The following is a 20494-nucleotide window of genomic DNA, read 5'->3' on the forward strand; positions in this document are numbered from 1 at the left end:
GTTCCGGCAGCCGCCGGACCCCCTCTTGGAGGATCGCCGGGACGTGCTCAGGCCACGCCTCCGGTGGGCCTGCTGGGTTTGGTGGTGGGGGGCCACCATTCGATGAGGAGCATGGTGGCGTCGTCGCGCAGGTCGCTGTCCTCGGTGTCGAGGATGGAGTGGATGAGGCGGCGCAGCGACTCGGCGGCCAGTTCGCCGGCGGCGGTGGCCAGGATGATGGAGTCCGTGAAGCGGTCCATGCCGAATTCCCCGCCGTTGGCGGTGCGCGCCTCCGTGACGCCGTCGGTGTAGAGCAGGACACGGTCGCCGGGCTCCAGGGGCAGTTCGTGGACGGCCCTCGGATCGTCGCTGAACCTGGCCGGAAGCCCCATCGGCGGCTGGGCCGTGCGCTCCAGGGCGCCTTCGACGACGCGTCCGTCACGGATCAGCACCGGCGGCGGATGCCCGCAGTTGCACCAGCGGAACAGACCGGAGGCCAGGTCGAGCTGGGTGAGGATGCCGGTGCAGTACTTGTCGGGCAGCCACTGGGCGAGTGCCTGGTCGATGGTCTGGACGAGGTCGAGCAGCCCGGCGCCGGCCCGTCGTGCGTTGCGGCAGCCGGCCAGGGCGACCGAGGTCGTCAGGCCCGATGCCAGGTCGTGGCCCATGGCGTCGAGGATCGTCGCGTGCAGCGTGGACTGAGTGAGTGAATGGTCGAAGGCGTCGCCGCCGATCTCGTACGCCGGTTCCAGCACGGCGGTGGAGACCACGTGCGCGTTGCCGATGGTGCGTGGGGGCAGGAAGGCGCGGAGCATTTCGGCGGGGAGCTGCATGCGCTCGACCCGCGCCCGGCGCGCGAAGCTGTCGCTGTAGGCGCGTTTGGAGGTGATGGCCATCGCCACGATCCCGGTCAGCATGCGGCAGCGCCGCAGCCGTACGGCGTCCACGGAGCGCGTCCGCACACCGAGCACTCCCAGGCGCTCGGCTCCGTCCACGACGGGCAGCCACAGACACAGGACGCCGGTCTCCATGTCCTCGATGCGCTGGGACACGGTCCGGTAGCACCAGCCGGCAACGGACGTGTCGATGTCCAGGGTCGCGAGGCCTTCGGTGAGCCCGATCAGGCTGCGCTGCTGGAGGTCGGTGAGGTAGATGACGACCTCGCCCAGACCGAACGCCTCGGCGCAGCGGTTGACCAGTACCGGCAGGTCCATGGGCGTCGCGCTGTGCGCCTGGGCGAGCAGGTCCTCCAGCAATCGCTCCCCGCAGCCCGCATCCCGGGTGTCGTCCACGCTCATGGCAACCGCCTCCTCTCGTGAGGCAGTCTCACACCCGGCCCCGCGTCCCGCCTGCCGTGAGCGGCGCCCCGGCCCGGCGCGCAACTCGCTCTCGCGCGCTGCGAGGGGGGCGGACTTTCGGCGCGGCCGCCCTCGCCTTCGGGGCCGCGGCGGACGAGCCGTTGCGGGGCGGGCAGCACGGAGCGGGGTGGCCCGCCCGGCCACCCCGCTCCCGACGACGCGTGGGTTCAGCTGCTCTCGGCGCGGAACATCCAGGCGTGCTTCTCCAAATCACCGGTCACCGCGATCAGCAGATCCTGACTCACCGGATCCGGCTCATCAGTCACCGCGATCCGCTCACGCATCCGCTCCACCACCCGGCCCAGCGCCACCACCAGCACCTCCACCGCCTCGGAGTCCTTGATCCACCCCTCCGGCACCGTACCGATCGCACTGCTCCCCGCCACCGTCGCAGCCCGACCATCCGGATTCACGCCAAGCGCAGCAGCACGTTCAGCCACCGTGTCCGAATGCTGCCGCGCCGTCGCCACCACATCGTCCAACTGAAGATGCACCGACCGAAAACGCGGCCCGACCACATTCCAGTGCACCTGCTTCGCCACCAACGACAGATCGACCAGATCGACCAGCGCACCCTGAAGCGCCGGACCAACCACCTTCAGCTCCGCATCGGGCAGCGCACTCTTCACGACAGACACCCTTCACTCCACTTCGCACTACTGATGTCATCCGCATGGGCGGACAGGACACGCGGACGGGACACGCGCACAGGACGAGACCGACAGGGGGCAGGTCAGTGGGGCCGCCCGTCGTAGTAGCGGCCGACCAGGTCGCGGTACGAGGGGTCGTCCAGGTGGGTGGCCGGTTCGAACTCCGGCGAGCCCTTGACCTGGTCGCGGGTGAGGGCCACGTGGATCTTCTTGTCGTCCGGGTCGAGCCTGGTGACCGTGCCGGCCGGCAGCAGGACACGCTTCCCGAAGATCCACGGCCCGGTGTCCACCACGAGGTGTGCGGCGCCGACCTCGTCGGAATGGTTGTCGACCTTGCCGATGTTTCCGTCGGCCGCCTCGACCTTCCACCCGCGCAGGTCGACTCCGGCGAGATGGCCGCTCGTGTCCTGGTAACCCCAGAGATCGCTGTTCATCACGATGCCCCTTTCCCTAAGTTGTCGCGGCGAGCTTTCTTCGCGTTGTTCGCGTCGGCGGGCGACGTCGCTTTCGTCTTCCCGCCGGGACGGCGGCGGCAGCGCTCAGCGCCTGAAGGCCTCGTTGGCCTTCTCCTTCTCCTCGCGCGTTTCGCCCTTGACCTGGTCGATCCGCCCCTCGGCGGTGAGCCGGTCATTGCCCGTCATACGGCCGAGGGCTTCCTTCGCCTTGCCCTTGGCCTGTTCCGCCTTCGCCTTGGCCTTCTTGTCGGCAGACATCGGTTCGCCTCCACCATGGGTCACGTGCGTGGACATCCATACGCCTGGCCGCCATGGACGTTTTCAAACGGGCCGGCCGGCCTCTCATGAGTGAGGGCCGGCCTCTCCCGGGCGCGGGACGCGGAGGCCGGCCTGTCCCGGGTGCGCGGCCGTGAAGACCGGCCTGTCCTGGGTGCGGGCCGTTCGCACGCCTTGAATAAGCCTCGCATACGCGGAGCGATACGCGGCGGCAGGCCCCGGGCGGTTCAGCCCGCCGCCAGGACCTCGGTCAAGAACGCGTCCACGTCGACCTCTTCCTGCCCGGGCGGAACGACCTCGTACGTCTTGTCCAGGAAGTGGCGCAGGGCGGGTTCCCACGCGGAGAACACCGCGCATCCCCATGCCCCGTCGAGCCCGCACCCGGCGAGCTCGATACGCGCCTCGCGGCGCCCCGCGACGACCTGCGGAGCCACCCGTACATCGCCGTCGCCGATCGCGCGGTGCAGTCCCTGAGCCAGCAGGTCCCGCTCGATCCTCCACATGACGGCGATGTCTTCCTGGAGCTCGAAGCAGACGCCGATCGCGAAGGGATCGTCCGGCTCATACGTCAGCTGCGTAACCACCGGGACGCGTGCGGCCCCTTCGGCCTCCAGGTTCATGAACACGGTCTCGCGCACGGAACTCAAGGATCGCCTCCAGCATTCGGACTCGGGCAGGCGCCGGCTCTCGCACGAATCGGGAATCCGTTCACCGGCGGCGGGACTCCGGCCCGCATCGAAGTCCCGCCGCGGCACACCCGAAGGTCAGGCGCGTGCGGTGGACTGCTCCTCGGACATCCCGGCGCGGAGCTTGGTCAGGATGCGCGACAGCAGGCGTGACACCTGCATCTGCGAGACACCGAGCTCCGCACCGATCTCCGACTGCGTCAGCTCCTGCCCGAACCGCATGCTCACGATCCGGCGCTCACGCTCGGTGAGGTCCCCCATCAGCGGGGCCAGGGACTGAAGGTTCTCCACCTTCTCCATGCCGGGGTCGTCCTCGCCGAGGAAGTCGACGAGCGTACGGCTCCTGCTCCCGGCCGCCCGGCCCGCGTCCTCGGTGTCGGCGGACATGTCGAGGGAGCCCGCCGTGTATCCGTTGGCGGCGACCAGGCCCTCGACGACCTCGTCCTCGTCCAGGTCCAGTTCGGCGGCGAGTTCACGCACGGTCGGATCGCGGTCCAGGTCGAGGGCGAGCTTCTCCTTGGCCTTCGCGATGTCCACCCGCAGCTCCTGGAGGCGGCGCGGCACATGCACCGCCCAGGTGGTGTCGCGGAAGAACCGCTTGATCTCACCCACGATGTACGGCACGGCGAACGAGGTGAACTCCACCTCGCGCGACAACTCGAACCGGTCGATCGCCTTGATCAGTCCGATGGTGCCGACCTGGATGACGTCTTCCATCTCGCCGCTGCCGCGGTTGCGGAAGCGGCCCGCGGCGAAACGCACCAGGGACAGGTTCATCTCGATGAGCGTGTTGCGCGCGTACTGATATTCCGCCGTGCCCTCTTCGAGTACCTGAAGCCGCTCGAAGAAGACCTTCGACAGTTCACGGGCGTCCTTCGGCGCCACCTTCCCCGCATCCTCGACCCAAGGCAGCTCCCCCAGCCCGGGTTCCATGGTCATGGCCGCCGTCCGGTCCGTCCGCTCGCGTCCCGTCACTTGCGCCGCTGCCATGAGGACAACCTCCCTAGTCGCCGTAACTACGTCCGTCGAAGCAAGCGCCTGCCCCCGGCGATCCGGATCATGCGCCGCCACCCCCAACTGGCCGAAGCGCGCAGGGTGGGAGCGGCGCGCGCGGGGCGCGTGTTCACGGTCGGGGAGCGGTCAGCGGGGCAGGGCGACGCAGACGTTCTTCCCGCCGTCGGCGGCGGGGACGACGGCCACACTCCGGGCCAGACAGCGGACCAGGTGCCAGCCGAATCCGCCGTCGCACCCCCGCAGATCCGGGCGGCGCTCCCTGGGCGGCTCGGGGCTGGGGTCGCGGACGCTGACGTGCAGCGCACCCCGGTCGGCGGCCAGGTGCAGCGCCGTGGCGCCGCCCGCGTGCCGCAGCGCGTTGGTGACGAGCTCGGACACGACGAGCACGACGTTCTCACTGTTCTCGTTCGACGGCCGGGGCACGAGCGCGGCGAGGAAGGCGCGAGCCGCGTCCCGTGCCTGGGCGGCTGTGGCCGGACCCGTGGCGCGTTGCGCGACGTCCGGCGGCGGACCGGTGGTGGCAGGCGGGCTAGCCATGATCGAAAACCCCCAGATGATGGGCCCGTGGATATGTGCGTGCTGGTGCTTCTGCCCGCAATCTCCCCGGCCGAACGTGCACCCGCCGACGCCGCCGTACGGCCGGAACCCGCCCATGCCATCGCGTGCGCCGCACGGCCGGGCGCCGCGTCACACGGGGCTGAGCGTCACGCCGGACCTGCTGCGCCGGGGCCGGGATCCGCCTCGGCCGCCTTGGCCACATTGCGGGCCATGCCGCCGAATACGACGGCGTGGAAGGGGGACACGCTCCACCAGTACGCGTGCCCGAGCAGCCCGCGCGGATGGAAGATCGCCTTCTGCCGGTACCGGCTGCGCCCGTGCTCGTCCGGTTCCGTCCGCATTTCGAGCCAGGCGAGGCCCGGCAGTCTCATCTCCGCGCGCAGCCGCAATAGCCGGCCGGGGACGATCTCCTCGACCCGCCAGAAGTCCAGCGAGTCACCGACCCGCAGCCGGTGCGCGTCGCGCCGGCCGCGTCGTAGACCCACGCCGCCCGCCAGCCGGTCGAGCCACCCCCGCACCGCCCAGGCCAGCGGGAAGGAGTACCAGCCGTGCTCGCCGCCGATCCCTTCCACCACGCGCCACAGTACGGCGGTGGGCGCTTGGACGGTCCGCTCCCTGACGTCGGTGTAGAGGCTGCCGCCCGCCCAGTCGGGGTCGGTGGGCAGGGGGTCGCTGGGCACGCCGGGTACCGAGGCGTTGGACCAGCGCGTGACGACCTGGGCCTCACGGACGCGCCGCAGGGCCAGTTCGAGGGCCTGGTCGAAACCGAGCGGGGCGCCCGGCTCGTCGGGCACGTACCGCGTGATGTCGTGTTCGCCGCAGACCACTTCGTGGCGCAGGGACTCCGCGAGCGGCCGGGCGATGGCGCGGGGCACCGGGGTGACCAGGCCGATCCAATGACTGGAAAGTCTCGGGCTGAGCATGGGCACCGGGAGGATCAGCCGGTGCGGAAGGCCCGCGACCTTGGCGTACCGCTCCATCATGGCGCGGTAGGTCATGATGTCGGGGCCCGCGATGTCGAAGGCCCGGTCGACCTCCGGCGGCATGCGGGCGCTCGCGACGAGGTAGCGCAGCACGTCACGGATGGCGATGGGCTGGATCCGGGTGGCGACCCAGCTGGGGGTAACCATGACCGGCAGCCGTTCGGTCAGATAGCGCAGCATCTCGAACGAGGCCGAGCCCGAGCCGATGACGACGGCGGCCCGCAGCACGGTCGCCGGCACCGCGCCCGCCAGGAAGATCTCGCCCACCTCGGCGCGCGAGCGCAGGTGCGGCGACAGCTCCCGCACCGGCACGCCCACCGGCGTGAGCCCGCCGAGGTAGACGATCCGCCGTACCCCGGCGGCGGCAGCCCCGTCCGCGAAGGTGTGGGCGGCCTCGCGGTCGGTCTGCTCGAAATCCGCTCCGGTGCCGAGCGCGTGCACCAGGTAGTACGCGACGTCGATGCCGCGCAGGGCGTCCGCCACGGATGCGGGGTCGGTGACGTCGCCGCGCACCACCTCGACCCGGTCGGCCCACGGCTGGTCGCGCAGCTTCTCGGGGGAACGCGCGAGGCAGCGCACCTGGTGTCCGGCGTCCAGGAGCTGGGGCACGAGCCGGCCGCCGATGTATCCCGTGGCGCCGGTCACCAGACACCGCGGCGGCCCGGCCGCGTCGTGTTCCGTCTCGTCCCCTCGCGCCACCGGGCACCCGCTTTCTGTACGCGCGCCCGGCCGGGCGCCCGGCTCGTACGCCGGGCGTCGGGGCACGCTGTCGACGGGTACACGGTGGCACTCGGGGTCCGGACATCGCGGCATCCGGCGCGCCGTCGGTGTTGCGCGGGTCGCTCCGGTCAGGGGACGACGACGCGCTCCACGAGCAGCCGTACCGCCGCCGCGATCGACTCGGCGTCGATGCCCGCCAGGTGCAACTGCTCCTCGGGGCTCGCCGATGAGGGCATGTTCTGCACGCCGAGCCGTACCAGGCGGGGCACCGGGCGGCCGTCCGCGAAGGCCTCGGCCACCGCGTCGCCGATCCCGCCCTGCACATGGTGGTCCTCCACCGTGACGAGGCAGCCGGTCGCCTGCGCGGCTTCCTGGAGGGTCCGGGTGTCGACGGGCTTCACCGAGTACAGGTCGATGATCCGTACGTCGATGCCCTCCCGGTCCAGGAGGTCGCCGGCGCGCAGCGCCTCCTGGACCGTGACGCCCGCCGCCACGATCGTCACCCGGTCGTGCTCGCCCGAGCGCAGGACCTTGGATCCGCCGGGGGCGAACTGCTCGTCGGGGCCATAGATGACGGGGGCGTCGCCCCGGCTGGTGCGCAGGTAGCGCACCCCGGGCAGGTCGGCCATCGCGGCGACCAGCTGGACCGTCTGGTTGGCGTCGCACGGGTAGAGCACCGTGCTGCCGTGCACCGAGCGGAACATGGCCAGGTCCTCAAGGCCCATCTGCGACGGGCCGTCCTGGCCGATGGAGACACCGGCGTGCGAGCCGACGAGGTTGATGCCGGCCTGGCTGACGGCCGCCATCCGTACGAAGTCGTGGGCGCGGGTCAAGAAGGCGGCGAACGACGATGCGTAGGGGACATACCCCCGGGCCTGCATGCCCACCGCGGCCGCGACGAGCTGTTGTTCGGCGATGTAGCACTCGAAGTAGCGCTCGGGGTGCGCCTTGCCGAAGAGCTCCGTACGGGTGGAGTCGCCGACCTCGCCGTCGAGCGCCACCACGTCCTCGCGGGCCGAGCCGAGTGCGGCCAGCGCCTGACCGAAGGCGTCGCGCGTGGCCACCGAGTCGCCGACCTCGAAGCGCGGCAGGTCCAGGTGCCCGATGTCCGGGCGCCGTCGGGCGGGGGCCTTGGGCGGCGGGGACACCTCGACGCGGACGAACCGGGGGCCGCCCAGTTCCTCGATCGCGGCGTCCGCGTCCGGCAGCGGCTTTCCGTGGTGGCCCTCGCGGTCCTCGACCTCCGCGACGCCCCGTCCCTTGAGGGTGTGGGCGATGACGGCGGTGGGCTGCGAGGTGGTGGACGCCGCCTCGGCGAACGCCGCGTCCACCGCGTCGATGTCGTGTCCGTCGATCTCGATCGTGTGCCAGCCGAAGGCCTGAAGGCGGCGGGCGTAGGCGTCGAGGTCCCAGCCGTGGCGGGTGGGCCCGCGCTGGCCGAGCCGGTTGACGTCGATGATCAGCGTGAGGTTGTCCAGGTTCTCGTACGCCGCGTGCTCGGCGGCCTCCCAGACCGAGCCCTCGGCCATCTCGCTGTCGCCGGACAGCACCCACACCCGGTACGGCGCGTGTTCGAGCCGCTTGCCCGCCAGCGCCATGCCGACGCCGACCGGCAGTCCCTGGCCGAGGGAGCCGGTCGCCACATCGACCCAGGGAAGCCGGGGCGTGGGGTGGCCCTCGAAGAGGCTGTCGCGGCTGCGGAACGAGAGCAGCTGCTCGTCGTCGATCACACCGGCCGCGCGGTACATCGCGTACAGGAGCGGGGAGGCGTGCCCCTTGGAGAGGATGAACCTGTCGTTCCCCGGGTGGTCGGGTGTGTCGAAGTCGTAGCGCAGGTGCTGGGCGAGCAGAACTGCCGCGAGATCGGCCGCGGACATGGAGGACGTGGGGTGGCCGGACTTCGCCGCGGCGGCCGCGCGCACGGCGTCCACCCTCAGCTGCTGGCCCAGGTCGGCGAGTTCCAGCGCGGCTTCGCGTTGCATGTCACTCCTTGCGTTCGACGGCCCGGCAGGCGGACCGGCGGGGTGGGTTGCGGTGGGCGGGTTGCGGTGGGTGGGTTGCGGTGGGTGGGTTGCGGTAGGGACGGCCGTGGCCCGGAGCGGGGACGGCAGCCCGACGTTCCTGGCGCGCGTGCTGCGGCCCCGCACGCCCAAGGCCATCGTGGCGCCGGGTATCCCCGTACGACGAGCCGAAACGGCCACATAGCGGCGCCAACCGGATCCCTTTCCCGAAGACTGCCCCCATCCCTCGCCACGCCCGCGCCCAATGACACGCGGGACGGCCGGCGTCCAGGAGGATCGAGCCAGCCAGGGCCGCCGGGGGATTTCCGTGGCGCCGCCCCCGCCTTCGGGCGCACCGCATCCCGCCCCGACCGAGCCGAGGAGCCGACCCCGTGACGGTGTCCGTAGTCCTGTTCACCTCCGACCTGCGGTTGCACGACAACCCGGTGCTGTCCGCCGCGGTGCGCGAAGCCGATCAGGTGGTCCCGCTGTTCGTGGACGACGACGGGGTGCGGGCGGCCGGGTTCGACGCGCCCAACCGCCGGGCGTTCCTCGCGGACTGCCTGGCCGATCTGGACGCCGGTCTGCGCCGGCGCGGCGGGCACCTGGTGGTGCGCACCGGTGATGTCGTGGCGGAGGTCTGCGCCCTCGTGACCTCGGTGGGGGCCGAGCGGGTGCACCTGGCGGGCGGTGTGAGCCGGTACGCCGCGCGGCGCGAGGAGCGGCTGCGCGCCGCGCTCGATGGGATCGGCTGCGCTCTTTCGGTGCACGACGCGGTGGTGACGGCGCTGGCGCCGGGCGCCGTGACTCCGGCGGGCAGCGACCACTACACGGTGTTCACGCCGTATTTGAGGCGCTGGACCGCGGCGGGGGTGCGTGAGGTGGCGGCCACGCCGCGCACGATCTCCGTCCCCGAGGTCGCGCCCGGCACGCTGCCGCGGCGCCCGGGGCCGGACGACGTGTCGCCCGGTGTCATGCGGGGCGGCGAGACGGCGGGCAGGCAGCGGCTTCGGCAGTGGCTGTCCGACGAGGTCGCCGCGTACGAGGACGGGCACGACGACCTGGCGGGCGACGCCACGTCACGTCTGTCCCCCTTCCTGCACTTCGGCGCCCTGTCCGCGGCCGAACTCGTCCATCTGGCACGGCGCGAGGGTTCCACCGGGGCGCAGGCGTTCGTCCGGCAGCTGGCCTGGCGGGACTTCCACCACCAGGTGCTCGCGGCCCGGCCGCGAGCGGCGCACGAGGACTACCGGCCCCGCGGCGACCGGTGGCGCACCGACGAGCGGGAGGTCACCGCGTGGCGGCAGGGACGCACCGGCTATCCCCTGGTGGACGCGGCGATGCGCCAGCTCGCCCATGAGGGGTGGATGCACAACCGGGGCCGGATGCTGGTGGCGAGCTTCCTCACCAAGACCCTCTACACGGACTGGCGGATCGGCGCCCGTCACTTCCTTGAGCTGCTGGTCGACGGGGACCTCGCCAACAACCAGCTCAACTGGCAGTGGGTGGCGGGGACCGGCACCGACACCCGGCCCAACCGGGTCCTCAACCCGGTGGCCCAGGGCAGGCGCTTCGACCCACAGGGCGCCTATGTGACCCGCTGGGTGCCCGAACTCGCGGGCGTGGAGCGCAAGTTCATCCACGAGCCCTGGAAAATGGAGCCGGCGGACCGTGCGCGTCTGGACTATCCCGAGCCGATCGTGGACCTCGCCGAGGGACGCGCACGCTTCGAGCAGGCACGGGGAGCGTGACCCTGACGGATGTAGCGCGCGTCACACGCATGGGCGGACGGGACGCGGGCACCCGGAAGGCAAGCCCCCTCAGGGTCACGTGTCCCCCCGGCCTGACCCGGGCTTGCGGCCCCGCCATCCTCTCCCCCCTCGGATGCGCGGGGCCGCCCCATGTCCGGCGGCGGCCGACGGGCGGCCCGGCCGGAGTACGGCGAGCCGGAGTACGGCGGCTCGGCCGGACCACGGCGGCTCGGAGCACGGCGGACCGGCGTCCGGGGGCCCGCCGTCCGGAGTGTCAGCTCCTGTGTGCCCCTGCCGCGCCTGCGTGCCACTGGAGCGCGCCGTGGCTCCGCCAGACACCCCGCCGCCCCCTAGCGCACCGTGACTCCGATGAGGCACGTGTCGTCGTCCGTGTCCGCGTTCGTGTACCGCAGCAGGTGGTCGAGCTGGTGCTCCAGCCGGCTCCCCGGGCCCAACTGGCGTGCGGACTGGGCCACATGGAGCAGATTGTCCAGCGAGTCCTGCACCGAACGGTCGCGGCGCTCGATCAGGCCGTCGGTGTACATCATCAGGGTGTCACCGGTCTCCAGCTGGGTCCGCCCCTCCTCGTACCGGGCCTGGCCGGTGGCGCCGAGCAGGATCCCGCCGATCTGGGGCAGCGCGCCCGCCTTTCCGTCCCGTACGAGGACGGGCGGCAGGTGGCCCGCCCGGGCCCAGCGCAGTTGGCGGGAGGCGGGATCGTACAGCCCGCACACCGCGGTCGCCGTGACGTTCTCGGTGAGGTGGTGGGTGACGGAGTTGAGCCACGTCAGGAGCTGGGCCGGGCCCGCGCCGGTGGTGGCGAGGCCGCGCAGGGCATTGCGCAGAGCCACCATGCCGGTGGCCGCCTCGATGCCGTGCCCGGCCACGTCGCCCACGCACAGGAGTACCTGGCCGGAGGGCAGCGCCACGGCGTCGTACCAGTCGCCGCCGACGAGGTGGTCCTTCTCGGCGGGCCGGTACCGGACGGCCACGCTCAGGTTGTGCAGGTCCACAGGCCCGTTGTCGGGCGGCATGATGGCCTGCTGCAACTGGAGGGCGAGCCGGTTGCGTTCGGCCGTCTCCTGCTGGCTCTGGGCGAGCTGGTCCCGGGTGGCCGCGAGGGCGACCTCGGTCCAGTGCTGGGCCGATACGTCCTGGTAGGCGCCGCGCACCGCGACGACACGTGCGTTGTCGTCGAGTACGGGTTCGGCGACGACCCGGATGTGCCGGGCCACGCTGTCCGCGCGCTGCAACCGGAACGCGGCGGACGCCGGGCGCTGGTGGTACAGGAGGGCGCGCAGGAACCGGCCGATGGAATGGGTGTCGTCGGGATGGACGTGCGCGGCGAGCTGTTCGAGCGGGATCGGCTCGGCGGTGGGGGGCAGCCCGTGCAGTTCGAAGAGGGAATCGTTCCACGCGATCTCACCGGAGAGCAGGTTCTCCTCGAACCCGCCGATGCGACCGAGGCGTTGGGCGTGCTGGAGCAGACTCGCCACCCTGGGGGCGCCGTCGTCAAGGCGCAGCACCACCAGGACGTGGGTGCCCTGGCGGCTGATGCTGACCTGGGCCTGTGTGGTCAGCGAGACGGTGTCGACGACAGCGGCGAGCCGCATGCTCTGGGCGCGGAACGGCTCGCCCGTGGCGAGGACGTGCTCCACCTTTTCGAAGAGCCCTCCGCGTTCGGCGGCCAGCGGGTACGCGTCGAGCAGCCGGGCTCCGGCGATCACGTTCCGCGACCGGCCCGCGAAGTCGACGAAGCTCGGATTGACGTGCCGGATCAGGAAGTCGGCCGGGGTGTCCGCCACGTCCAGGAGGGGTTCGAGGACCAGGCACGGGTCGTGGAGTCCGTCGGTGAGGTCGAGGAGTTCGCCCACTCTGGGGTCCGCGGGCTGCTTCGCCTGGGGGTCCGGGTCGGGGACGGGGTGGCTCTCCAGGGCGATCGCGCACAGCTCGGCGAGGACCTGCACCTGACGTTCGGTGGACTGGGACTGCCCGGGCAGGCGGTCGGCCCAGCAGATCTCCAGGACGCCGATGATCCGGCCTCCGGTGCCGGCCGGGACCGCCATGCGCCCCCCGCTCAGCTCCCGCAGCCCGATGGACGGAAGGGCGGCGTCGGCCAGCGCGTCGTAGGTCACGGTGGCCCGGTCGTCGAGGGCGCGCCGGGCCGGGGTGGGGACGCCGGGCGGCACATGGCGCCAGCGCGCCGGTTCCTCCTCGGAGAATCCGGCGCTGCCTGCCAGCGTCAGGGACTGGTCGGCGTGGGCGGCCCAGATGGCGACGGCGACGGCGCCCAGCGGTTCCAGGGCGTGCTGGAGGATGGACTGCGCCACGGCTTGCGCGTCCCCGGCCGCGAGCGCGCCTGCCTCGGCGCTGCGCAGCCGCAGCCCCACCGACGCGCTGGCCGGCTGGACGGCTTCGGCGATGAAGTCACGGGCGACATCGGCGATCTTGTCGCGGGTCGCCTGATTGACGAGGTCCGCCGCGAGTTCGAGGGTGGAGACGCCGGCCTGGGCCGCCAGGCTGTCCAGCTGGGCCGCCGCCTCGACCGGGCTGCACGTCAGGCGCTCGACCAGGATGCCGCTCGCGAGATCGAGCAGCGCACGCCCCTCCGCCTCGGCCTGGGCGCGCTGGAGTTCGTGCTGGAGCCGCTGGACGGTGTCCGCGAGCCGCCCCACGGCGCTGCCCTCCCCGGCCGGGGCAGGTGCCGGTTCCGAGCCGGGTTCGGCATCGCTCTGGCGGGGCAGGGCGCGGGAGAGCGCCGGCTGGGCCGGCAGCGGCAGGCCGGGCGTGAGCTGCCGGTCGCCGCTGTGCTCGTCCCCGGTCTGGTGGGACTTGGACACAAGCTCGCTCCTTCGGAGTGGGGAGGTGGACGGTCGGTGGCGGATCGGGGCAGGGGCCGTCAGGCGTTCAACTGCCGTTTGATCCGCGCGATCAGCTCACCCGCGTCCACGGGCTTGGTGACGTAGTCGCTCGCTCCGGAGGCCAGGCTCTTCTCCCGGTCGCCGATCATGGCCTTGGCGGTCACGGCGATGATCGGCAGCTCGACGTGGGCGGGCATGGAGCGGATGGCGGCGGTGGCCGCGTACCCGTCCATCTCCGGCATCATCACGTCCATCAGGATCAGATCGATCGCGGGATGCGCGGCCAGCGTGTCGAGGGCGATCCTGCCGTTCTCCGCCTGAAGCACCGTCATGCCGTGCACTTCGAGGATGCCGGTGATGGCGTACAGGTTGCGGTCGTCGTCGTCGACGACGAGCACGGTGCGTCCGGCGAGCGACTTGTCGGCGTGCTGGCTGACCACGACCGGTTCGTCGGCCCGGACCAGCGGGAGTACGTCGCCCGGCTGGTCCGCGCTCAGGTGCAGGGCGATGCGCTCGCGCAGCTCGTCGAGGCTGGAGATGAGTTCCAACGGCTGTGTGGCCGCGCGCTGTTGGAGCACCCGCTCCTGGTCCGTGCCCAGGCGCCGGTTGTTGTGGGCCAGGACGGGGACACCGCGCAGCGCCGCGTCGCGCGCCATGTCCTCAAGGAACCGCAGCGCCGCGTCGTCCGGCAGATCCAGCTCAAGGACCACGCAGTGGCAGGGCGTGGCGGCCAGCGCTTCGGCGGCCTCGTGGACGCCGACGGCCGCGGTGATCTCCACCGGGCCGCGCGGGTCACCGAGGTCGGGGTGGGCCGCCAAATCGCCGACGGCGCTCTCGGCGACCAGGGACAGCAGGCCGCGCGAGCGCTCCTCGACGACGAGCAGTCGCTTGGACTGCACGGGCTCGGGTGCCGGGGTGGCCGAGTGCCGCGGGTCGGGCTCGTCGGCGACCTCCTCCTGCGGCTCGGCCGCCGGCAGCGCGGGGCGGCCCGTCTGCATGTTGAGCTCGGCGTAGTCGGGCCGGGCGACCGGCAGGTAGAGGGTGAAGGTGCTTCCTTGCCCCAGGGTGCTCTCGGCGGTGATCGCGCCGCCCAGGAGGAAGGCGATCTCGCGGCTGATCGACAGGCCGAGCCCGGTGCCGCCGTACTTGCGGCTCGTGGTCCCGTCGGCCTGCTGGAAGGCACCGAACACGGTTTCCAGGTGCTGCGGCGCGATGCCGATCCCGGTGTCCACCACATGGAAGGCGATCACCGGGCCGCCGCGCCGGGCGGCCTCGGGGGCCAGCTGCTCCGCCAGGACCTCGATCCGCAGCTCGACGCCGCCCTTCTCGGTGAACTTGACGGCGTTGGAGAGCAGGTTGCGCAGCACCTGGCGCAGCCGGTAGTCGTCGGTGAGCAGTTCGCCGGGCAGCGTCACCGGGGTCTTCACGGTGAACGTGAGGCCCTTCTGGCTCGTCACCGGCCGGAAGGTGACGTCGATGTAGTCCAGGAGCTTGCGCAGCGAGATCCGCTCGGGACTGACGTCCATCTTGCCCGCCTCGACCTTGGACAGGTCGAGGATGTCGTTGATGAGCTGGAGCAGGTCGGAGCCCGCCGAGTGGATGATGCCGGCGTACTCGACCTGCTTGGCGGTGAGGTTGCGGCCGGGGTTCTGGGCGAGCAGCTGGGCCAGGATGAGGAGGCTGTTGAGCGGGGTGCGCAGTTCGTGGCTCATGTTGGCCAGGAACTCGGACTTGTACTTGGAGGCCAGCGAGAGCTGGTGCGCGCGGTCCTCCAGTTCCTGACGGGCCCGCTCGATCTCCAGGTTCTTGGTCTCGATGTCCCGGTTCTGCGCGACGAGAAGTTCGGCCTTCTCCTCCAACTCGGCGTTGGAGGACTGCAGTTCCTCCTGACGCGACTGCAACTCCTGGGAGCGCACCTGGAGTTCCGCGGTGAGGCGCTGCGACTCGCCGAGCAGTTCGTCGGTGCGGGCGTTGGCGGTGATGGTGTTGACGTTGACGCCGATCGCTTCCATGAGCTGTTCCAGGAAGTCCCGGTGGATCGGGGTGAAGGCGTGCACGGCCGCGAGTTCGATGACGCCGAGCACCTGCTCCTCGACCACGATGGGCAGCACCATCAGGCAGATGGGCTCGGTGCTTCCGAGGCCCGACGAGACGGTCACGTAGCCGGGCGGGAGGTCGTCGACGGCGATGGTGCGTTTGCTGCGGGCCGCCTGGCCGACGAAGGACTCGCCGAGCCTGAAGCGGCTTCCGAGCTTGGTGTCGGGGCGCGCGTAGGAGCCGACCAGGTGGAGGTACACCTCGTCGCTCGACTCCTCCGCGAGGTAGAAGGCACCGTACTGGGCGGACACGAGGGGGGTGAGTTCGTCCATGATGAGTTCGGCGACGACCGCGAGGTCCCGCCTGCCCTGCATCAGGCCCGAGATCCGCGCCAGGTTGGACTTCAGCCAGTCCTGTTCCTCGTTGGCCCGGGTGGTCTCGCGCAGGGACTCCACCATGAAGTTGATGTTGTCCTTGAGGTCGGCGACCTCGCCGGACGCGTCGACGGTGATCGACCGGGTCAGGTCGCCCTCGGCGACGGCTCCGGTGACCTCGGCGATGGCACGGACCTGACGGGTCAGGTTCCCGGCCAGTTCGTTGACGTTCTCGGTGAGCCGCTTCCAGGTGCCGGAGACGCCTTCGACCTCGGCCTGGCCGCCGAGGCGTCCCTCGCTGCCGACCTCGCGGGCGACGCGGGTGACCTCGGCGGCGAACGAGGAGAGCTGGTCGACCATCGTGTTGATGGTCGTCTTGAGCTCCAGGATCTCGCCCCGGGCGTCCACGTCGATCTTGCGGGTGAGGTCGCCCTGCGCCACCGCCGTGGTGACCTGGGCGATGTTGCGGACCTGGCTGGTCAGGTTGTGGGCCATGAAGTTGACGTTGTCGGTGAGGTCCTTCCACGTCCCGGCCACGTTGGGTACGCGCGCCTGGCCGCCCAGCGTGCCCTCGGTGCCCACTTCGCGAGCCACCCGGGTGACCTCGTCCGCGAACGCGGACAGGGTGTCGACCATCGTGTTGATGACACCGGCAAGCGCGGCGACCTCGCCCTTGGCCTCGACGTTGATCTTCTGCGACAGGTCGCCCTTGGCTACGGCGGTGGCGACCTGGGCGATCGAGCGGACCTGCCCGGTCAGGTTGGACGCCATGACGTTGACGTTGTCGGTGAGGTCCTTCCAGGTGCCCGAGACGCCCCGCACGGTGGCCTGCCCGCCGAGGTTGCCCTCGGTGCCGACCTCGCGCGCCACGCGGGTGACCTCGTCGGCGAACGCGCCGAGCTGGTCGACCATCGTGTTGATGGTCTCCTTGAGTTCCAGGATCTCGCCGCGGGCATCCACGCGGATCTTCTGCGAGAGATCGCCCTTGGCGACCGCGGTGGTCACCTCGGCGATGGAACGGACCTGGGCGGTGAGGTTGTCGGCCATGACGTTGACCGACTCGGTGAGGTCGCGCCAGGTGCCCGACACGTCACGGACGTCGGCCTGTCCGCCGAGCCGCCCCTCGGTGCCGACCTCGCGCGCCACCCGGGTCACCTCTCCGGCGAAGGAGGAGAGCTGGTCGACCATCGTGTTGATGGTGTCCTTCAGCTCCAGCACCTCGCCGCGCGCGGTGACGGTGATCTTCTGCGACAGGTCGCCCTTCGCCACGGCCGTGGCCACCTGCGCGATGGAACGAACCTGGGCGGTCAGGTTGCCCGCCATGAAGTTGACCGAGTCGGTCAGATCACGCCAGGTGCCCGAGACACCCTTCACATCCGCCTGCCCGCCGAGGATGCCCTCGGTGCCGACCTCGCGTGCCATGCGGGTGACTTCGTCGGCGAAGGCGGAGAGCTGGTCGACCATGGTGTTGACGGTGTTCTTCAGCTCAAGGATCTCGCCGCGGGCGTCCACGGTGATCTTCTGCGAGAGATCGCCCTTGGCGACCGCGGTGGTCACCTGGGCGATGTTGCGGACCTGGTCCGTCAGGTTGCCCGCCATGAAGTTGACCGAGTCGGTCAGATCACGCCAGGTGCCTCCGACGCCGGGCACCTGGGCCTGGCCGCCCAGCCGGCCCTCACTGCCCACCTCGCGGGCGACGCGGGTGACTTCGTCGGCGAAGGCGGAAAGCTGGTCGACCATCGTGTTGACGGTGTTCTTCAGCTCAAGGATCTCGCCGCGGGCCGCGACGTCGATCTTCTGCGACAGGTCACCCTTCGCCACCGCGGTGGCGACCTGCGCGATGTCACGGACCTGACTCGTCAGGTTGCCCGCCATCGCGTTGACCGAGTCGGTCAGGTCCTTCCACGTACCGGAGACTCCGGGCACATCCGCCTGGCCGCCCAGACGCCCGTCGGTGCCGACCTCCCGCGCGACCCGGGTCACCTCGGAGGTGAACAGCGAGAGCTGATCGACCATCCCGTTGAAGACGGTGGCGATCTCACCGAGCAGACCGTCGGCCTCGCCGGGCAGCCGCGTACCGAAATCGCCGTCGCGCACCGCGGTCAGACCCGCGAGGAGCTGACGCAGTTCTGGTTCACCGACCTGTGTGGCAGCGGCCTCCGAAGATGTTCGCTGCTGAGCAATGCTGGATTTCGTCGAGCCAGACATCGAACATCGCCTCCGTCACGTACGCCGGGCCCACGACCCGTCACTCCCGTCCAGTCGGTGGGCCCGATGCGCAGGGACCGTCACGAGATCCCCACCGCACGTACACGCACCGCCGAGGAGGTTATCCCACTGCTTGGACCACTCGGGACCGGCCGACGGAACTGTCGTGACCAGGCCGCCGCTGGGCGCCAACGGGCCCGACCGGTACGCTCATACGCGTTCATCGTCCGTTCCGGCGCCACGAAGGGGGAGCCGCGTGTTCACATCCGACGGCCCCGAGACGCGGGCCCCCGACGGCGAGCACTCCTTCTTCTCCTACGACGACGACGCCGAGTGCGCCGCCGCGGTGGTGGGTGCCGTACGGGCCGGTCTGCACAGCGGCCGGCGTGTCCTGTGCGCCGTCGACACGGCGCCGGGCGCGGCCCTGGACGCCCTGCGGCGCGGCGGCGTCGACGTGAGCGCGGCGCAGGACAGTGGCCGGCTGAGCGTGGTGTCCTCGCAGGAGTTCCCGCGCCCCCGCCTTCCCTTCGACCCGGACCGGGTCATCCCGCTGCTGCGCTCGGCGTGCGCCGAGGCACTGGAGGACGGACTGCCGGGTCTGGCGCTCGTCGAAGACAGGACGTGGTGCGCGCGGGAGGTTCCGGGCGCGGAGCGGTTGCTGGAGTACGAGCTGCGCCTGGAGCGCGAGGTCTACGCGACGCTGCCCGTGACGGGACTGTGCACGGCCGACCGCCGGGTCGTGCCGGAGCCGACGCTGGGGCTTCTGCGCGGCGCGCACCTCTCCCCCGCGCCCGGCGAGGGCCAGGGCCTCCCGTTCACGGTCACGGCGCTGCGCGATCAGGCCGGCGCCCGTCTCACCGGAAGCGCCGATCACGACAGCCGGTCCGCCCTGATTGCGGCACTGGCGGCGGTGAGCGGCATTCCCGGCCCGACGGTGCGACTCGACCTGTCCCGTACGACGTTCCTCGACACGGGGTCCGTGGCCGCCCTCCTGACGGCGACGGACCATCTGCGCCTCCAGGGGCGACGCCTGCTGCTCCACAACCCGCCGTACTCGCTGCGCAGGGTGATGCAACTGTTCCCGGACGAGTGCGCCGCGTTGGAGGTGCCCGCATGACCGACACCGTCGCCTCGACGCCGGACGCGGGGGCCTTCATCCACCCCGCCCTCTTCTACCGGGATCTGGACGAGTACGTGCGCGAGACGGCCGGATTCGTCCGGGGCGCCCTCGCAGCCGATGAGCCGGTGTTCGTCGCCGTGCCCGGGCCGCGCCTCGACGCGCTGCGCCAGCACCTCGGCGCGGACGCGGCCGCCGTCTCCTGCGCGGACATGACCGAGCTGGGCCGTAATCCCGGCCGCATTCTCGCCGCGCTCCAGGGCTTCGCCGACCGGCACCCGGGGCGCGCCCCCCGGATCATCGGCGAGCCGATCTGGGCGGGCCGCTCGACGGCGGAGACCATGGAGGCGACCCGCCACGAGGCTCTGATCAACACCGCGTTCTCCGGTCGCGGGGCCACCATCCTGTGCCCGTACGACACGAGCGCGCTGCCCTCGTCGGTGATCTCCGACGCACTGCGCACGCACCCCACCGTGATCGAGGACGGGCGCGACCGGTCCAGTTCCGCGTACACCTCGGCCGACGTCGTGTGCGCCGACTGCGACCTGCCGTTGCCGGAGCCGGCCGGGGTCGAGGCGTACCTGGAGTACGCGGACGGGCAGTTGGGCGAGGTCCGTGAGCGGGCCGACGCCTGGGCCCGGAGCACGGACCTGGAACCCGACCGGCGCGGCGATCTCGTCATCGCCATCAACGAGGCCGCCGCCAACTCCGTGGCCCACGGCGGTGGGCGCGGCGTCCTGCGGCTGTGGCGCACTCCTTCCGGTACGGCGGTGGCGGAGATCCGCGACGGCGGCCGGCTGACCAACCCTCTGGCAGGGCGCCGCCGGCCCGCCCTGGCATCGAGCAACGGTGGCCGCGGTCTGTGGATGATCCACCAGCTCTGCGACCTTGTGGAGATCCGCGCTCACGACACGGGCCTCACCCTGCGTCTCCACATGAGGGCGCCCGGCGCCTGAGGCCCGGCCCGGGGCTTCGGGCTGGGCATCCGGGCCGGGCATCCGGGCCGGGCATCCGGGCCGGGCATCCGGGCCGGGCATCCGGCGGGTTCGCGAGGGCTCAAAGGCGGCCTGCTGCCCGGAATCTTCGGGCTGTTCGGGCTGTCCGGGCCGGTTCGGGGCTGCCCCTGCCCGTCGGCGCCGTGCCCCCTCCGAGCGGACGGCGAGTGAACGGATGGGCATCGCGGCGCTTTTCCCGGTATGGCTCATAGGCCTGATCGCCGACCCCTGGTAGCTCTCTGGGCCGCCGTCCGGTGACCGAGCCGCACGGCGGTCCGTTTCCTGGGCGTCAACCGAGGGCGCGCAGCGGCTCCGTGCGCGCCGGGGCGTACGCTCCGGTGTCGCTGACGGTGCGTCATGTTCTGCATTTGGTCACGTGTGGGGTTTCTCCGCGCCGAGGGCACCGTCGCAGGCCAGAGTGTGCGCGTCCGGCCGAACCAGTGCCGGGCATCCGCACGATTCGGCGTCCTCA

At 71.5% G+C, this 20494-nt stretch carries 14 protein-coding genes; 3 read left to right on the forward strand and 11 right to left on the reverse strand.

Features of this window, described 5'->3' with window-relative positions; translation table 11 throughout:
• Positions 1-47 precede the first annotated feature (47 nt).
• The 9 genes from ACGFW5_RS23480 to ACGFW5_RS23520 form a co-directional block, all read right to left on the reverse strand.
• The gene (locus tag ACGFW5_RS23480; RefSeq protein WP_393836248.1) at positions 48-1277 is read right to left on the reverse strand and encodes a PP2C family protein-serine/threonine phosphatase; all 1230 of its coding nucleotides are present in this window, start codon (positions 1275-1277) and stop codon (positions 48-50) included.
• 227 nt (positions 1278-1504) lie between these two features.
• A complete protein-coding gene (locus tag ACGFW5_RS23485) occupies positions 1505-1975 on the reverse strand; it encodes a Dps family protein (protein WP_393836249.1) in 471 nt (156 codons plus the stop codon).
• Between the two features lie 95 nt (positions 1976-2070).
• Positions 2071-2421: a PRC-barrel domain-containing protein gene (locus ACGFW5_RS23490; RefSeq protein ID WP_393836250.1), complete on the reverse strand. Its 351-nt coding sequence runs from the start codon at positions 2419-2421 to the stop codon at positions 2071-2073.
• Positions 2422-2526: 105 nt separating this feature from the next.
• On the reverse strand, positions 2527-2700 hold the full coding sequence (locus ACGFW5_RS23495; protein WP_393836251.1) for a CsbD family protein: 174 nt from the start codon (positions 2698-2700) through the stop codon (positions 2527-2529).
• Between the two features lie 245 nt (positions 2701-2945).
• The gene (locus ACGFW5_RS23500) at positions 2946-3356 is read right to left on the reverse strand and encodes an SsgA family sporulation/cell division regulator (protein WP_393836315.1); all 411 of its coding nucleotides are present in this window, start codon (positions 3354-3356) and stop codon (positions 2946-2948) included.
• A 126-nt stretch (positions 3357-3482) separates the two neighbouring features.
• Positions 3483-4343: a SigB/SigF/SigG family RNA polymerase sigma factor gene (locus ACGFW5_RS23505; RefSeq protein ID WP_393836316.1), complete on the reverse strand. Its 861-nt coding sequence runs from the start codon at positions 4341-4343 to the stop codon at positions 3483-3485.
• A gap of 201 nt (positions 4344-4544) precedes the next feature.
• Positions 4545-4955, reverse strand: coding sequence for an ATP-binding protein (locus ACGFW5_RS23510; protein WP_393836252.1), 411 nt, complete (start codon positions 4953-4955; stop codon positions 4545-4547).
• Between the two features lie 167 nt (positions 4956-5122).
• A complete protein-coding gene (locus ACGFW5_RS23515) occupies positions 5123-6772 on the reverse strand; it encodes an SDR family oxidoreductase (RefSeq protein WP_393836253.1) in 1650 nt (549 codons plus the stop codon).
• A 35-nt stretch (positions 6773-6807) separates the two neighbouring features.
• Positions 6808-8661, reverse strand: coding sequence for a transketolase (locus ACGFW5_RS23520; RefSeq protein WP_393836254.1), 1854 nt, complete (start codon positions 8659-8661; stop codon positions 6808-6810).
• 410 nt (positions 8662-9071) lie between these two features.
• Between ACGFW5_RS23520 and ACGFW5_RS23525 the strand changes: the two genes are divergently transcribed.
• Positions 9072-10430: a cryptochrome/photolyase family protein gene (locus ACGFW5_RS23525; protein WP_393836255.1), complete on the forward strand. Its 1359-nt coding sequence runs from the start codon at positions 9072-9074 to the stop codon at positions 10428-10430.
• 350 nt (positions 10431-10780) lie between these two features.
• Here ACGFW5_RS23525 and ACGFW5_RS23530 read toward each other — a convergent pair whose 3' ends face one another.
• The gene (locus tag ACGFW5_RS23530) at positions 10781-13270 is read right to left on the reverse strand and encodes a SpoIIE family protein phosphatase (RefSeq protein WP_393836256.1); all 2490 of its coding nucleotides are present in this window, start codon (positions 13268-13270) and stop codon (positions 10781-10783) included.
• 59 nt (positions 13271-13329) lie between these two features.
• The gene (locus tag ACGFW5_RS23535; protein ID WP_393836257.1) at positions 13330-17910 is read right to left on the reverse strand and encodes a HAMP domain-containing protein; all 4581 of its coding nucleotides are present in this window, start codon (positions 17908-17910) and stop codon (positions 13330-13332) included.
• A 256-nt stretch (positions 17911-18166) separates the two neighbouring features.
• On the opposite strand from ACGFW5_RS23535, the gene ACGFW5_RS23540 reads away from it, so the two are divergent.
• A complete protein-coding gene (locus ACGFW5_RS23540; protein ID WP_393836258.1) occupies positions 18167-19027 on the forward strand; it encodes an MEDS domain-containing protein in 861 nt (286 codons plus the stop codon).
• Positions 19024-19983, forward strand: coding sequence for an anti-sigma factor RsbA family regulatory protein (locus ACGFW5_RS23545; protein WP_393836259.1), 960 nt, complete (start codon positions 19024-19026; stop codon positions 19981-19983). Before ACGFW5_RS23540 ends, ACGFW5_RS23545 begins: the two co-directional genes overlap by 4 nt.
• Positions 19984-20494: the final 511 nt, after the last annotated feature.

This window comes from Streptomyces sp. NPDC048416, from assembly GCF_043200435.1.
In the GTDB taxonomy this organism is placed as follows: Bacteria; Actinomycetota; Actinomycetes; order Streptomycetales; family Streptomycetaceae; genus Streptomyces.